This is a genomic window from Mycobacterium sp. 1274761.0 (genome assembly GCF_001668615.1).
Taxonomy (GTDB): Bacteria; Actinomycetota; Actinomycetes; order Mycobacteriales; family Mycobacteriaceae; genus Mycobacterium.
In genome coordinates this window covers 74922-90021 of record NZ_LZMC01000055.1, presented here as the reverse complement: position 1 = coordinate 90021, position 15100 = coordinate 74922, and the positions used below count along the sequence as shown (strand labels likewise).

The window sequence follows — 15100 nt, the reverse complement described above, 5'->3', positions numbered from 1 at the left end:
TGGGCGGGTTTGACCTCGTCGTCGCCGGGTAACGGACGGCATGGCCCTCGACAAGACCCGAGACCAAACCGAACAGAGCCAGCCACCCGACCCCGACGACCCCCGCAAGCCCGAGTCGCCGACCGATCTCACCAAGCCGTCGCTGCGCTTCGTGCTTCGGAAAACCTTCCGCGAGTTTCAAAACGATCAGTGCACGGATCTGGCTGCAGCGCTCACCTATTACGCGGTGCTGTCCCTGTTTCCCGCTCTGCTCGTATTAGTCTCGCTGCTCGGCGTTTTCGGCAATGGACGACAAACGATCGACACGGTGCTCGATACCGCATCCAGCATCGTTCCCAGCGACGCAATGGATCTTCTGCGGCAACCCGTCGAGCAGTTGGTGCAATCACCGACGGCCGGTGTCGCCTTGGTGACCGGCCTGTTGGGTGCGCTCTGGTCGGCGTCGGGCTACATCGGTGCGTTCGGGCGCGCGATGAACCGCATTTACGAGATCGAGGAAGGCCGCCCGGTGTGGAAGCTGCGGCCGTTGCAGCTGGTGCTCACATTGGGCGGTCTCGTGCTGGCCGCCGCGACGGCGGTGATGTTGGCGGTCAGCGGTCCGGTCGCCAAGGCGGTCGGCGACGCGATCGGCGCGGGGCCGATGGCCGTGACGACGTGGAGCATCGTGAAGTGGCCGGTGATGCTGGGTTTCGTCGTGTTGGCCGTGGCCGTGCTCTACTACGCGACGCCGAATGTGCAGCAGCCGAGGTTCCGATGGATCAGTGTCGGCGCCGGCTTCGCGATCGTCGTCTGGCTGGTGGCGTCGGTGCTGTTCGGCCTCTACGTCGCGAACTTCAGCAGCTACAACAGGACCTACGGCGCTCTGGGCGGGGTGATCGTGTTCCTGCTCTGGCTGTGGCTGACCAACCTGGCGTTGCTGTTCGGCGCCGAGTTGGACGCAGAATTGGAACGCGGTCGCGAACTGCAGGCCGGTTTGCGTGCCGAGCGGGACCTTCAGCTGCCGCCGCGTGACACCCGCGGCCTCGACAAGAGCGAAGAAGCAGAGGAGAAGGACATCAAGCGCGCCGAGGAACTCCGCCTCAGCAGGGGGGCTGACGAGTAGCGCATACTCACGGGCGTGACTCGTCGGATCCACGTCATCGGTATCGGTGCAGGCGATCCCGATTACGTGACCGCGCAGGCCGTCCGCGCGCTCAACGACACCCAGGTGTTCTTCGCGATGGACAAGGGGCCGCACAAAAGCGACCTGGTCGCACTGCGACGGCTGATCTGCGAGCGGTTCATCACCGATCCCGGATACCGGTTCGTCGAACTGACCGACCCGCCGCGGGCCACCGACACCGAATATCGACAGGCCGTCGCCGATTGGCATGCAGCGCGCGCAGCGGTGTGGGCCGATGCGATCGAACGAGAACTGCCGCCCGATGGCGTCGGCGCCTTCCTGGCGTGGGGCGACCCGTCGCTGTACGACAGCACGTTGCGAATCCTCGATGCGGTGGCATCGCGAGTGGAGATCGTCTACGACGTCATCCCGGGGATCACCGCGATCCAGGCATTGACGGCCCGACATCGCATACCGCTCAACGACATTGGCGAACCCGTGCTGATCACGACCGGTCGGCGGCTGACGGCAGACGGCTTGGCGGGCAGCGCGGTGATCATGCTCGACGGCGACTGCGCTTTCCAGAACTGCCCACCGCAGACTCGCATCTGGTGGGGCGCCTACCTCGGCACTCCCGACGAGATGCTGGCGTCGGGCACCGTCGGCGATGTCGGGGATCGAATCGAGACGATGCGCGCCGAGGCGCGCGCTCGGCACGGCTGGATCATGGACACCTATCTGCTGCGCGCGGCAGACTGAGCGCCATGGTGGCTTTTCTGCTGCGGGCGGCGCTGACGGGGCTGGCGTTGTGGATCGTCACGCTCGTCGTGTCGGGGGTCGAGTTCGTCGGCGGCGACACCACCCTGCAACGGGTGGGAATCATCCTTGTCGTCGCGGTCATCTTCGGGTTGGTCAACGCGATCATCAAGCCGATCGTGGCGGTCATCTCGATTCCGCTCTACATCCTGACGCTCGGCTTGTTCCACATCGTGGTCAACGCGCTGATGCTGTGGATCACCTCGCGGATCACCGAGCACACCACGCACTGGGGCCTCTACATCGCGGACTTCTGGTGGACGGCGATCTGGGCGGCGATCGTCCTGTCGGTCGTCAGCTGGCTGCTGTCACTCGTCGTGCGGGCAGACTGAATACCATGCCCGAACTTCCCGAGGTCGAAGCGCTCGCCGATCATCTGCGCCGGCACGCCGTCGGACTGACCGTCGGCCGCGTCGACGTCGCGGCGCTGTCGGTGCTCAAGACGTTCGATCCGCCGACGACGGCACTGCATGGTCAGCAAGTGGAGGGCGCCAACCGGTGGGGCAAGTACCTGGGGTTGGAGGCCGGCGGCCTGCATCTGATCACCCATCTGTCGCGGGCGGGCTGGTTGCGCTGGTCGGACAAGCTCGCCGCGGCGCCGCTGAAGCCCGGCAAAGGGCCGATCGCGATGCGGGTTCATCTGGGCACGGCAGGGGAGGGCGCGGGGTCTGATGTCGCCGCCGCTGCGGCTCCGGGGTCTGATGTCGCCGCCGCTGCGGCTCCGGGGTTCGACCTCACCGAGGCCGGCACCCAGAAACGCCTCGCGGTGTGGCTGGTCCGCGATCCGATGTCGATTCCGCAGATCGCCTCGTTGGGCCCCGACGCGCTGTCGCTCAGCCTCGAAGGGCTGGCCGACGCGCTGGCAGGGCAGAACGGCCGCATCAAAACCGTCATCACCGACCAGAAGGTGATCGCCGGTATCGGCAACGCCTACAGCGACGAGATTTTGCACGTCGCCAAGCTGTCGCCCTTCGCGACCGCGGGCAAGCTGACCGAGGCACAGCTCGCGTCGCTGCACGACGCGATGATCTCGGTGCTCACCGACGCGGTGTCGCGGTCGGTCGGCCAGCAGGCCGCGACGCTGAAGGGGGAGAAGCGATCCGGGCTGCGCGTGCATGCCCGCACCGGGCTGCCGTGCCCGGTGTGCGGCGACACGGTGCGCGAAGTCTCGTTCGCCGACAAGTCCTTTCAGTACTGCCCGACCTGCCAGACCGGCGGCAAGGTGCTCGCGGACCGGCGGATGTCGCGGCTGCTCAAGTAGTGGCTTGTGTAATTCTGAGAAAGGCGCTTAACGCGGACTCGATTGGGCAACCCGCAGCCATAGCACAGAAAACCCGCGTCGGCGTCACGATCATCGGCGCGCCATTCGAATCGGTCCATGGCACACAGACGCCGCGACGAAGCCGAACCGACCCTGTTTGGAGAGCAACGCCATGACGACACTGCAGACTCCCGGCAGCGCCACTCGCATCGCTCCGCTGCTGAAAGACCTGGCGCAACGGGTATCCGCTGCCGACGCCTCCCGTCACCGGGAGATCACCGACGCGATGACGGGCAGGATGCTCGGCAAGGTGCCACACTGCACCGCCGCCGACGTCGCCGCGGCCGCACGCCGCGCTCGTGAAGTGCAGGCGCGGTGGGCCGCCAGACCGATATCCGAACGCGCCGAAGTGCTGGTGCGACTGCACGACTTGGTGCTGGCTCATCAGGACGAGGTGCTCGATCTGATCCAGCTGGAGAACGGAAAGGCCCGCAGGCACGCTTTCGAAGAGGTCATCGATGTCGCGCTCACGTCGCGCTACTACGCCAACACCGCCGAGGATTACCTACGGCCCAAGCGTCGACAAGGTGTGCAGTTGATGCTCACGGAGGTGTGGGAACACCATCATCCGAAGGGGCTGGTCGGCGTCATTTCACCGTGGAACTATCCACTCACCCTCGGAATCAGCGACGCACTGCCAGCGCTTGTCGCCGGCAACGCGGTACTGGCCAAACCGGATGACAGAACCCCGTTCTCGCATCTATGGGCCGTCGCGATGCTCGAGCGGGCAGGCATGCCGCCCGGCCTGGTGCAAACGGTCACCGGACCAGGCTCGGAACTTGGCAGCCCGATCATCGAGGAGGCCGACTATTTGATGTTCACCGGCTCGACGAGCACCGGCCGGACGGTTGCCAAGCAAGCCGCCGAGCGGTTGATCGACTATTCGATGGAGCTGGGCGGAAAGAACGCCCTCCTCGTGCTCGACGACGCCGATGTCGGTAAGGCTGCGCGTGGTGCGGTGCGGGCAGCGTTCTCGAACTCCGGCCAGCTGTGCATCTCTATCGAACGCATCTACGTGCCGACAACCATGTGGAACGACTTCGTCGATCGCTTCGTCGCCGCTACGAAGGCCATGAAACTCACTGCAAACCTTGACTATTCAGCTGACATGGGGTCGCTGATCAACGAAAAACAATTGGAGACGGTCACGCAGCATGTCGACGACGCGGTTGCCAAAGGCGCGACGGTGCTCGCCGGCGGGCAGGCCAGGCCAGACATCGGCCCGTATTTCTACGAGCCGACGATCCTGGCCGGTGTGCGCGACGGGATGGACGCGTATCAAGATGAGACCTTCGGCCCGGTGGTCTCGCTCTACCCGGTGGAATCAGAGGAGGAGGCGATCGCGAAGGCGAATGACAGCCGATTCGGACTGAATTTCAGCGTGTGGACCTCAGATCCGGACCGCGGTAGGCGGGTCGCTGCGCGCCTGCAAGCGGGCACCGTCAACGTCAACGAGGCCTATGCCGCGGCGTGGGCATCGGTCGACGCGCCGATGGGCGGCATGAAGGACTCCGGGGTGGGGCGCCGCCATGGCGAGCATGGGATCCTGAAGTACACCGAGTCCCAGACGATCGCGACCGAGCGGGTGCTGCCCGTCGGTGCGCCGTCATGGATTCGCGCCGACCGGTATGCCCGTGTTATGACCGTGGGGCTGAAGGCGCTTCGTCGCATTCCCGGTGTGAAGTAGGGCTGAGGCTGCCCGTTCGCTTAGCTGAGCCCGCAATACGAGCGTGTAGCAGACGACAAGGCCTGTCGGTAGAGGGCGTCCAGTTGCCTGCTGGCGCCGACCGCTTCTACTGCTCGTTGCAGGTCGGTGGGACAAGACGGGCTGTGCAGCGAATTCCATTGCAAGGCAATCTCATCCACCATCACCGTGTTGAAGCCGTCGATCGCGGCGCGGGATTGGGCCAAGTCGGGGGCCGACGTCGGTGCGGCGGCAGGATCGAACTTCCACTGTGCGAACCGGATGTACTCCACGCCTTCGGTCGCGTGGATCTGGTCGGTGAACACGGCCCGCACATAGCCGGGGTCGACGCCGTGGGCGGTGGCGTCGTCGGCGGCGGCGTTGAGGACCTGATCGGCGCGTTGCGCATCGGTGATCGGGCCGCCGTCGATCCACTTGGAGGCCGCTACCGGGTCGGCCGTCGCCAGCCGCTGTGCGGCCGTGTCGACGAGCCGGTACAGCGGACCGGCGGGCTCGGCAGACGCGACCCCGGGCAGCGGGCCGATCAGCAGTCCGGTCAGCAGCAGAACAGCTCTTCGATTACGGGTCATGCGCCCATCATGCTTAGGCTATCCGGGTGACACGGCAGAAGATCTTGATCACCGGTGCCAGCAGCGGTCTGGGTGCGGGCATGGCCAGGGCGTTCGCCGCCAAGGGCCGCGACGTCGCGCTATGCGCCCGTCGCGTCGATCGCCTCGAGGAGCTCAAGGCTGAGCTCACCCAGCGGCACCCCGGCATCAACGTCGCGGTCGCCGCGCTCGACGTCAACGACCACGACCAGGTACCCAAGGTGTTCGCCGAGCTGGAGGATCAGCTGGGCGGCATCGACCGGATCATCGTCAACGCGGGTATCGGCAAGGGCGCCCGGCTGGGCTCGGGCAAGCTGTGGGCCAACAAGGCGACCATCGAGACCAACCTGATCGCCGCCCTGGTGCAGATCGAGACGGCCATCGAGATGTTCACCAACGCCGGCGGCGGCCACCTCGTGCTGATCTCGTCGGTGCTGGGCAATAAGGGTGTCCCCGGCGTCAAGGCCGCCTACGCCGCCAGCAAGGCGGGGGTGTCCTCGTTGGGCGAGTCGCTGCGCGCCGAGTACCCGAACGGGCCGATCAAGATAACGGTCCTCGAGCCCGGCTACATCGAATCCGAGATGACAGCCAAGTCGGCGTCGACGATGTTGATGGTCGACAACGAAACCGGCACCAAGGCCATGGTCAACGCGATCGAGCGGGAATCCGGCCGTGCCGCGGTGCCGTTCTGGCCGTGGGCGCCGTTGGTGCAGGTGATGAAGCTGCTGCCGCCGCGGCTCACCAAGCCGTTCGCCTAGACACGCTCGCGCGGCGTCTTTTCCGCGAAACGGAATTCCAGCACGCCCTCTCTCGAACTTTGCGTGCTGGAATATCGTTTCGACGAAAAGCAGGCTCAGGCGCTGCGGCCGCGCTCGGTGCGGTAGCGCCGCACCAACGCATCGGTTGAGCTGTCCGACTGCTTCGGCGGCGACGCGTCGGCCGTGATCACCGGCAGCAGCGCCTTGGCCTGCGTCTTGCCCAACTCGACTCCCCACTGGTCGAACGAGTCGATGCCCCAGATGACACCTTCGGTGAACACCTGGTGCTCGTAGAGCGCGATCAGCTGGCCGATGGTCGACGGGGTCAGCTGCGTGCCGAGGATCGACGTCGAGGGCCGATTGCCCGGCATCACCTTGTGCGGCACCACTTCTGGCGGCGTGCCTTCGGCGGCGATCTCGTCGGCGGTCTTACCGAACGCCAGCACCTGGGTCTGGGCGAAGAAGTTGCTCATCAGCAAGTCGTGCATGCTGCCGCTGCCGTCAGCGGTGGGCAGGTCGTCGGTCGGTTGGCTGAACCCGATGAAGTCGGCGGGGATCAGCCGCGTGCCCTGGTGCAGCAATTGATAGAACGCATGCTGGCCGTTGGTTCCCGGCTCACCCCAGAAGATTTCACCGGTGTCGGTGGTGACGGGTGTGCCGTCGGCGTGCACGGATTTCCCGTTCGACTCCATGGTCAGCTGCTGCAGATAGGCGGCAAACCGCGCCATGTCGTTGGAGTACGGCAGCACCGCGCGCGATTGTGCGCCGAAGAAGTTGTTGTACCACAGGCCGATGAGGCCAAGCAGCGCAGGCGCATTCGCCTCCAGCGGTGCTGTGCGGAAGTGTTCGTCGACGATGTGGAATCCGGCCAGAAACTCCGCGAATCGCTCCTTGCCAATGGCCGCCATCACCGACAACCCGATCGCCGAGTCCACCGAGTAGCGCCCGCCGACCCAGTCCCAGAACCCGAACATGTTGTCGGTGTTGATGCCGAAATCGTCGACCAGCTTCTTGTTGGTCGACACCGCGACGAAGTGCTTGGCGACCGCCGCGTCGCCCAGCGCGTCGGTGAGCCAGCGTCGCGCGGCCGTCGCGTTGGTGAGCGTCTCCAGTGTCGAAAACGTCTTGGACGCGACGACGAAAAGCGTTGTGGCGGGGTCGAGTCCGGCCAGTTTGGCCACCAGATCGGCGGGATCGACGTTCGACACGAACCGGCACGAGATGCCGGCGTCGGCGTAGTGGCGCAGCGCGTTGTAGACCATCACCGGGCCGAGGTCCGAGCCGCCGATGCCGATGTTGATGACGGTCGTGATCCGCTGGCCCGTGGCGCCGGTCCACTCGCCGCTGCGCAGCCGATCGGTGAACTCGCCCATCCGGTCCAGCACCTCGTGCACGTCGCTTACAACGTCCTGGCCGTCGACGGTCAGCTCGGCGCCTCGCGGCTGCCGCAGTGCAGTGTGCAGTACCGCTCGGTCCTCGGAGGTGTTGATGTGCACGCCGGCGAACATCGCGTCGCGGTGCTGTTCGAGGCCGGCGGCCCGGGCGAGCTCGATGAGCAGCTTCACGGTGTCACGCGTGATTCGGTGCTTGCTGTAGTCGATGTAGAGATCTCCGACCGTCAACGTCAGCTCCGAGCCGCGATCCGGATCCTCGTCGAACAGCTCGCGCAGATGCGCGTCACGGATCTGATCATGATGACGCGCAAGCGCTTGCCACGCTTGAGTGGCGGTGATGTCGGGTATCTGCTGCGTCTGGGCGCCCATGCCTCAAGAGGTTAGTGCGGGCGTGTGAACAAAGGTGTAAGAGAGACTTATGGATACCCGGGAAGTTGAAGCCCTGCTGAAGTCTGTTCCCACCGGCATCTGGATCGGCGGTGAGGAGCGTCAGCCCATCAAGGACAGCTCGTCGACGTTCGACGTGCTCGACCCGTCCGACGACTCGGTGCTGGTCTCTGTCGCCAACGCCACGGCCGAGGACGCGATCGCCGCGCTCGATGCGGCCGCAGCGGCGCAGGCCGACTGGGCGGCCACCCCGCCGCGCGAACGGGGCGAGGTGCTGCGATCGGTGTTCGAGAAGATCACCGAACGCGCCGAGGACCTCGCGACGCTGATGACCCTCGAAATGGGCAAGGTGCTCCGCGAAAGCATGGGTGAGGTCACCTACGGCGCAGAGTTCTTCCGCTGGTTCGCCGAGGAAGCCGTGCGCATCCACGGCCGCTACAGCCCCAGCCCCGCAGGCAGCGGCCGCATCATCGTCACCAAGGAGCCCGTCGGCCCCTGCTACGCGATCACGCCGTGGAACTTCCCGCTGGCGATGGGCACCCGCAAGATCGGGCCCGCAGTGGCTGCGGGCTGCACGATGATCGTCAAGCCCGCGCAGGAGACTCCGCTGACGATGCTGCTGCTGGCCAAGCTGATGGATGAGGCCGGCCTGCCTAAGGGCGTGCTGTCGGTGCTGCCGACCACGGACTCCGGCGGCGTGACCAAGGCGCTGATCGACGACGGCCGGCTGCGCAAGCTGACGTTCACCGGGTCCACCGGCGTCGGCAAGATGTTGGTCAAGCAATCCTCGGACGCGCTGCTGCGCACGTCGATGGAGCTCGGCGGCAACGCGCCGTTCATCGTGTTCGACGATGCCGACGTCGATGCCGCGGTTGAGGGCGCGATCCTGGCCAAGATGCGCAACGGCGGCGAGGCATGCACGGCCGCCAACCGCTTCCACGTCGCCAACGCGGTTCGTGAGGAGTTCACCGAAAAGCTGGTCAAGCGGATGAGCGAGTTCCAGCTGGGCAAGGGCATCGACGAATCCGCGACGCTCGGCCCGCTGATCAACGCCAAGCAGGTGTCCACGGTGTCTGAACTGGTGTCCGACGCGGTGTCGCGCGGCGCCACCGTCGCCGTCGGCGGCGTGGCACCAGACGGTCCAGGCAACTTCTATCCCGCGACCGTGCTGGCCGACGTGCCCGCCGACGCCCGCATCCTCAAGGAGGAGGTGTTCGGCCCCGTCGCGCCGATCGCCGGCTTCGACACCGAGGAAGAGGGCATCGCGGCCGCCAACGACACCGAGTACGGCCTGGCCGCCTACATCTACACCCGCGACCTCGACCGTGCGCTGCGCGTCGCAGAGTCCATCGAGTCCGGAATGGTCGGGGTGAACCGCGGGGTGATCTCCGACCCCGCCGCGCCGTTCGGCGGCGTCAAGGAATCGGGCTTCGGCAGGGAAGGCGGATTCGAGGGCATCGAGGAGTACCTCGAGACGAAGTACATCGCGCTCACGAAGTAACCGGCCACACACGGCGTGTCGGACGCTTTTGCGTCTGCTTGCGCAGGAAAGATTCCACCAGTGAGTGGCCAGCGGTGGGTCGCGGCGCCCGAGCGCGCCATCGATCGGGGTGCCCCGAGGGCATCTGACCGGCCTCGCCGCGGCAGTGGCGGCGCGGCCGGAATCCCCGCGCTGGACGGCGTTCGCGCGCTGGCCGTCGCGCTGGTGCTGGCCGACCACGGCGGAATCCCCGGCGTCGCCGGGGGATTCATCGGTGTCGACGTGTTCTTCGTGCTCAGCGGTTTCCTGATCACCTCGCTGCTGCTCGACGAGCTCGGCCGCACCGGCGGCATCGACCTGCGCGGGTTCTGGGTGCGACGCGCGCGACGGCTGCTGCCCGCGTTGATCGTCATGGTGCTCGCCGTCGTCGTGCTGCGCGAGCTGTTCCCGTCCGATGCGGTCGCCGCCGTGCGCGACGACGCCGTCGCCGCGTTTTTCTGGGTTGCCAACTGGTTCTTCGTTTTTCGCCACACCGACTACTTCACCCAGGGTGACACCCCGTCACCGCTGCAGCACACCTGGTCGCTGGCGGTGGAGGAGCAGTATTACCTGGTCTGGCCGCTGGTGCTGGTGGCCGTCGCTGTCGGGCTCGCGCTGCTCGCCAGGCGCCGCGACGCCCTTCCGACGCTGCGCGCCGTGCGGTTGGTCATCGGCGGGCTGGCCGTCGCAGGCGCGGTGGCGTCGGCGCTCGAGGCGTGCCTGCTGGCCGACGACGCCTCGCTGAACCGCGTCTACTTCGGCACCGACACCCGCGTGCAGGCGCTGCTCGTCGGGGCGGGCGCGGCGGCGCTGCTGGTGACGGACTGGCCGGCGCTAGCGCGCTACGGCAGGCAGATAAGGCCGCGCTCGGCACGCCGGGTCGCGCAGATCCTGCCGGTGATCGGGTTGATGATGCTCGGCGTCGTCGCGCACTTCGCGACGGGCAGCGCGGGCGAGTTCCGTCGCGGGCTGCTGGTCGTGGTGGCCGTCGCGGCCGTCTTCGTCGTCGCGCCGGTGGCGCTGGAACAGCGCGGCCTCGTCGCGCGCGCGCTCGCCCTGCCGCCGCTGGTGTGGCTGGGCATGATCTCCTACGGCGTCTACCTCTGGCACTGGCCGGTGTTCGGTGTGCTCAACGGGGAACGCACGGGCCTGACGGGCCTGCCGCTGTTCGCCATTCGCGCCGTCGCGACCGTGGCGGTCGCCGCGATGTCGTGGTGGCTGATCGAGCAGCCGGTAAAGCGGTGGCGGCCGCTGCATGTGCCGCAACTGCGGCTGGCCGCCGCGACGCTGGCCACCGCGGCCGTCGCCACCATGGTCGTCGTACCGGTCGGCATCCGGCAGGGCGACGCGGGCCCGCAAGGCCCCGACGTGCTGGCCGCCGCCGTGCAACCGGAGGTGCCCGTCGAAGTCGGGGGCACGGCGCGGATGGCTCCCGGCACCCGCACGGTCGCAGTGTTCGGCGACTCGATGGCGTGGACGATGATGCGGTATCTGCCGCCGACGCCGGGGTTCAAGTTCCTGGACTTCACCACGATCGGCTGCGGCATTGCCCGCGGCGGGCCGTACCGGTCGACCGGCGAGACCCTAACGCAGAAGCCCGAATGCGAGACGTGGCCTGCACGGTGGGCCCAGCGGATCAGCCACGCCAAACCCGACGTCGTGCTGCTGACCATCGGCCGCTGGGAGACCGTCGATCGCGTCAACGAAGGCATCTGGACACACGTCGGCGACTCCGCCTTCGACGGATACCTCAGCGGCGAACTGCGCCGCGCCATGGACATCCTCGGCTCGACCGGTGCCCGCATCGTCGTCACGACCGCCCCGTACAGCCGCCGCGGGGAGCGTCTTGACGGGTCGCTGTACCCCGAGGACAAGCCCGGTCGCGTCGACGCGTGGAACACGTTGTTGCGCCGCATCGTCGGCGGGTACCGCAACGCGACCGTGCTCGATCTCAACGAGAAGCTGTGCCCCAACGGCACTTACACGAACAGGGTCGACGGGATCAGGATGCGGATGGACGGTCTTCATCCCACCCCGGAAGCCGTGAAATGGTTGACGCCGTGGCTGGAGGACGCGCTGCGCTAGCGATCCGGGCGTGATTTCCCGCGCTCACCGCGGGTTTTCACGCCGAAATCGCGGGGAGCGGAGAGGTCAGTGCCCGAGCCGGCCGCGGCCGAGGCGGAGCAGCAGCATCGCAAGGTCTTTGCCCTCGGGGCCGAGCTCGCTGTAGCGCTCGATGACCTTCATCTCGCGGCTGTGCACCAGCCGGGTCCCACCGGAGGCCATCCTGGCCCTGCCGATCAGCTTCGACACCTCGGTGCGACGCTTCACTGCGGCCAGTATCTCGGCGTCCAGGCGGTCGATTTCCAGACGCAGATCGTCGATGTCAGGCACGGCTTCCGTTTCGATAGACATTTCTGGTTCCTCATTGTGTGGGGGTTGTGGTCTCATGCCGTTGCGGGCCTGACACAAGAGGCGAGTTCGCCGGACTCGAGTGGACTGAGCACTTGGACAAGTGTGACATCTTTGCCGCAGTCACGGCAAAGAATGTCTCAACGCAGCGGTAAGTTATGGGGCAGACATGACTGTGCACTTGAGCCATCCCTCGCCGAACGACACCGCTGACCAGCTTCTCGAAGGGCTGAACCCGCAGCAGCGCCAGGCGGTGCTGCATGAAGGGTCGCCGCTGCTCATCGTCGCAGGCGCCGGATCGGGCAAGACGGCGGTCCTTACACGCCGGATCGCCTATTTGCTGGCCGCCCGTGAGGTCGGGGTCGGGCAGGTGCTGGCCATCACGTTCACCAACAAGGCGGCCGCCGAGATGCGCGAGCGGGTCGTGGGGTTGGTGGGCCCGCGGGCTCGGTCCATGTGGGTGTCGACGTTCCACTCCACCTGCGTGCGGATCCTGCGCAATCAGGCCTCGCTGCTGCCGGGCCTGAACTCCAACTTCTCCATCTACGACGCTGACGACTCCCGCCGCCTGCTGCTCATGATCGGCAAGGACATGGGCCTGGACACCAAGCGGTATTCGCCGCGGCTGCTGGCCAACGGCATCTCGAACTTGAAGAACGAGCTCATCGGGCCCGAGCAGGCCGCCGCCGAGGCGCACGAGGCCGAGGAAGACCTGGCCCGCATCATCGCCGAGGTGTACGCCGAATACCAGCGACGGCTGCGGGCAGCCAACGCCCTGGACTTCGACGACCTGATCGGCGAGACGGTCGCAGTGCTGCAGGCCTTCCCGCAGATCGCGCAGTACTACCGGCGGCGCTTCCGGCACATCCTCGTCGACGAGTATCAGGACACCAACCACGCGCAGTACGTGCTGGTGCGCGAGCTCGTCGGGACTGAAACCGTCGATGGCGTCGCGCCCGCCGAGCTCTGCGTGGTGGGCGACGCCGACCAGTCGATCTATGCGTTCCGCGGCGCGACCATACGCAACATCGAGGACTTCGAGCGCGACTTCCCCAATGCCACAACGATTTTGCTCGAACAGAACTACCGCTCGACGCAGAACATTCTGAACGCCGCGAACTCCGTGATCGCCCGCAACAGCGGCCGTCGCGAGAAGCGGCTGTGGACCGATGCGGGGGAAGGCGAGCTGATCGTCGGCTACGTCGCCGACAACGAGCACGACGAGGCCCGCTTCGTCGCAGAAGAGATCGACGCGCTGGCCGATAACGGCTTCAGTTACAACGACGTCGCGGTGTTCTACCGCACCAACAACTCGTCGCGCGCGCTGGAAGAGGTTTTCATCCGTGCGGGCATTCCGTACAAAGTCGTTGGCGGCGTTCGCTTTTACGAGCGCAGAGAGATCCGCGACATCGTCGCCTACCTGCGGGTGCTCGACAACCCCGGCGACGCGGTGAGCATGCGGCGCATCCTCAACACGCCGCGGCGCGGCATCGGCGACCGAGCCGAGGCGTGCGTTGCCGTCTACGCCGAGAACACCGGGTTGAGCTTCAACGACGCGCTGCAGGCCGCCGCCGAAGGTAAGGTGCCGATGCTCAACACCCGCGCGGAGAAGTGCATCGCTGGCTTCGTCGAGCTGCTCGACGACCTGCGCGGGAAGCTCGATGATGAGCTCGGCAGCGTCGTTGATGCGGTGCTCGACCGCACCGGATACCGCGCCGAGCTGGAGGCCTCCAGTGACCCGCAGGATCTGGCCCGATTGGACAACCTGAACGAATTGGTCAGTGTCGCACACGAATTCAGCACCGACCTAGCCAATGCGCAGGCGCTCGGCACCGATCTGGACGACGAAGACATTCCCGACACCGGTGTGCTGGCGGCGTTCCTGGAGCGGGTGTCGCTGGTCGCCGACGCCGATGAGCTGCCCGAGCATGGCGCCGGCGTGGTGACGATGATGACGCTGCACACCGCAAAGGGCCTCGAGTTCCCCGTCGTGTTCGTCACCGGCTGGGAGGACGGCATGTTCCCGCACATGCGGGCGCTGGGTGACCCAAGCGAACTGTCCGAGGAGCGGCGGTTGGCCTACGTCGGCATAACCCGTGCGCGCCAACGGCTTTACCTCAGCCGGGCCAAGGTCCGCTCGTCGTGGGGGCAGCCGATGCTCAACCCCGAGTCGCGGTTTCTGCGCGAGATCCCCCAAGAGCTCATCGACTGGCGGCGCACCGACACCGCGCCGTCATCCCTCTCGGCGCCCGTTGGCAACGCGGGCCGTTACGGGACGCCCGACCATATGAGAAGGCCGTCGCCGACCCGCACCGCCGCGGGCAAGCGTCCGCTGATCGTGCTCGAGCCCGGCGACCGGGTCACCCACGACAAGTACGGCCTGGGCCGCGTCGAAGAGGTATCCGGCATGGGCGAATCGGCGATGTCGCTGATCGACTTCGGCAGCGCGGGCCGCGTCAAGCTGATGCACAACCACGCGCCGATCAGCAAGCTGTAGGGCTCAGGGGCGGGCCCAGCGGGCGGTCGCGGGCAGCAGCGTCAGCACAATCGTCACCGCGGGCAGCGCGGGAATCGCGTAGACCACGGGCGCCAGCTTCGCGCCCGCGATGAACAGGCTCGCGAAGATCATCAGCCCGATCACCGAGCCCACCACGACCAGCAGCCGGGCCATCCGGCGCCGCAGCAGCAGCGCGATCAATCCGCTGATCAGCGCCGCCGCCGATACCAAGGTGAGGAATCCGACCGCGACGCAGAACAGCCGGTCCGACGCCCACCACCCGGTGATCAGATCGGTGGCGATGACACCGGTGGCCCAGCCGCTGAAGATCGCGAACACCGCGGTGGCGGCGGCGGTCTTCGGCCGGGCCGCGTGGCGGCCGCGGATCGACAGCGGCCTGGCCCGCGGAATGTAGGTGGTCTGATGCTCGGGGTGGTCGCCGGTGCCGATGTGCCCGATGTGCGTGGTGCTCGGATCGTCGAGAGCGGGCAAGGATCCCGTCGGCGCACGCCGGATGATGCCGGTCTTGGGCGCGGACACCCCATCGGACGGAGGAGACGGATCTACATCGGACTCAGCAGGAAGGTCCGGATCACTCACAC

13 protein-coding genes and 1 pseudogene are annotated in these 15100 nt (G+C 66.8%); 10 read left to right on the top strand and 4 right to left on the bottom strand.

The genetic code is table 11. The features are described from left to right. Window positions 1-40: 40 nt before the first annotated feature. The 6 genes and pseudogenes from A5651_RS09200 to A5651_RS09180 all read left to right on the top strand — a co-directional run bounded on the left by A5651_RS09200 (window position 41) and on the right by A5651_RS09180 (window position 4926). A complete protein-coding gene (locus A5651_RS09200; RefSeq protein ID WP_066978589.1) occupies window positions 41-1102 on the top strand; it encodes a YihY/virulence factor BrkB family protein in 1062 nt (353 codons plus the stop codon). Window positions 1103-1117: 15 nt separating this feature from the next. Then, entirely contained in the window at window positions 1118-1861 is a 744-nt protein-coding gene (cobF, locus tag A5651_RS09195; RefSeq protein ID WP_066978586.1) for a precorrin-6A synthase (deacetylating), read from the top strand. A gap of 5 nt (window positions 1862-1866) precedes the next feature. After that, window positions 1867-2250, top strand: a complete 384-nt coding sequence (locus A5651_RS09190) for a phage holin family protein (RefSeq protein WP_066978583.1) — start codon at window positions 1867-1869, stop codon at window positions 2248-2250. 5 nt (window positions 2251-2255) lie between these two features. After that, window positions 2256-2498 (top strand): annotated as a pseudogene (locus A5651_RS25955) (DNA-formamidopyrimidine glycosylase family protein); the annotation flags it as partial. A gap of 207 nt (window positions 2499-2705) precedes the next feature. Then, on the top strand, window positions 2706-3179 hold the full coding sequence (locus tag A5651_RS25950; RefSeq protein ID WP_231988638.1) for a zinc finger domain-containing protein: 474 nt from the start codon (window positions 2706-2708) through the stop codon (window positions 3177-3179). 172 nt (window positions 3180-3351) lie between these two features. After that, complete coding sequence (locus A5651_RS09180; RefSeq protein ID WP_066978577.1) at window positions 3352-4926, top strand: succinic semialdehyde dehydrogenase; 1575 nt, start codon at window positions 3352-3354, stop codon at window positions 4924-4926. Window positions 4927-4946: 20 nt separating this feature from the next. On the opposite strand, the gene A5651_RS09175 is transcribed toward A5651_RS09180, so the two are convergent. Continuing rightward, window positions 4947-5513 (bottom strand): chorismate mutase, encoded by a 567-nt coding sequence (locus tag A5651_RS09175; protein ID WP_066978574.1) that lies wholly within the window; start codon window positions 5511-5513, stop codon window positions 4947-4949. Between the two features lie 26 nt (window positions 5514-5539). Here A5651_RS09175 and A5651_RS09170 point away from each other — a divergent pair, with 26 nt between their 5' ends. Further along, a complete protein-coding gene (locus A5651_RS09170) occupies window positions 5540-6289 on the top strand; it encodes an SDR family oxidoreductase (RefSeq protein ID WP_066978571.1) in 750 nt (249 codons plus the stop codon). 95 nt (window positions 6290-6384) lie between these two features. Here the strand turns inward: A5651_RS09170 and pgi are convergent, their stop codons facing one another. Further along, the gene (pgi, locus tag A5651_RS09165; protein WP_066978569.1) at window positions 6385-8052 is read right to left on the bottom strand and encodes a glucose-6-phosphate isomerase; all 1668 of its coding nucleotides are present in this window, start codon (window positions 8050-8052) and stop codon (window positions 6385-6387) included. A gap of 49 nt (window positions 8053-8101) precedes the next feature. On the opposite strand from pgi, the gene A5651_RS09160 reads away from it, so the two are divergent. Together A5651_RS09160 and A5651_RS09155 are read left to right on the top strand one after the other, a co-directional pair. Continuing rightward, entirely contained in the window at window positions 8102-9571 is a 1470-nt protein-coding gene (locus tag A5651_RS09160; RefSeq protein ID WP_066978566.1) for an NAD-dependent succinate-semialdehyde dehydrogenase, read from the top strand. A 60-nt stretch (window positions 9572-9631) separates the two neighbouring features. Beyond that, on the top strand, window positions 9632-11674 hold the full coding sequence (locus A5651_RS09155) for an acyltransferase family protein (RefSeq protein WP_082943665.1): 2043 nt from the start codon (window positions 9632-9634) through the stop codon (window positions 11672-11674). A 66-nt stretch (window positions 11675-11740) separates the two neighbouring features. Here A5651_RS09155 and A5651_RS09150 read toward each other — a convergent pair whose 3' ends face one another. Then, on the bottom strand, window positions 11741-12040 hold the full coding sequence (locus A5651_RS09150) for a chorismate mutase (RefSeq protein WP_082943664.1): 300 nt from the start codon (window positions 12038-12040) through the stop codon (window positions 11741-11743). A 130-nt stretch (window positions 12041-12170) separates the two neighbouring features. On the opposite strand from A5651_RS09150, the gene pcrA reads away from it, so the two are divergent. Then, entirely contained in the window at window positions 12171-14498 is a 2328-nt protein-coding gene (gene pcrA / locus A5651_RS09145; protein ID WP_066978560.1) for a DNA helicase PcrA, read from the top strand. A gap of 3 nt (window positions 14499-14501) precedes the next feature. Here the strand turns inward: pcrA and A5651_RS09140 are convergent, their stop codons facing one another. Beyond that, on the bottom strand, window positions 14502-15098 hold the full coding sequence (locus A5651_RS09140; protein ID WP_369803931.1) for a hypothetical protein: 597 nt from the start codon (window positions 15096-15098) through the stop codon (window positions 14502-14504). Between the last annotated feature and the right edge of the window lie 2 nt (window positions 15099-15100).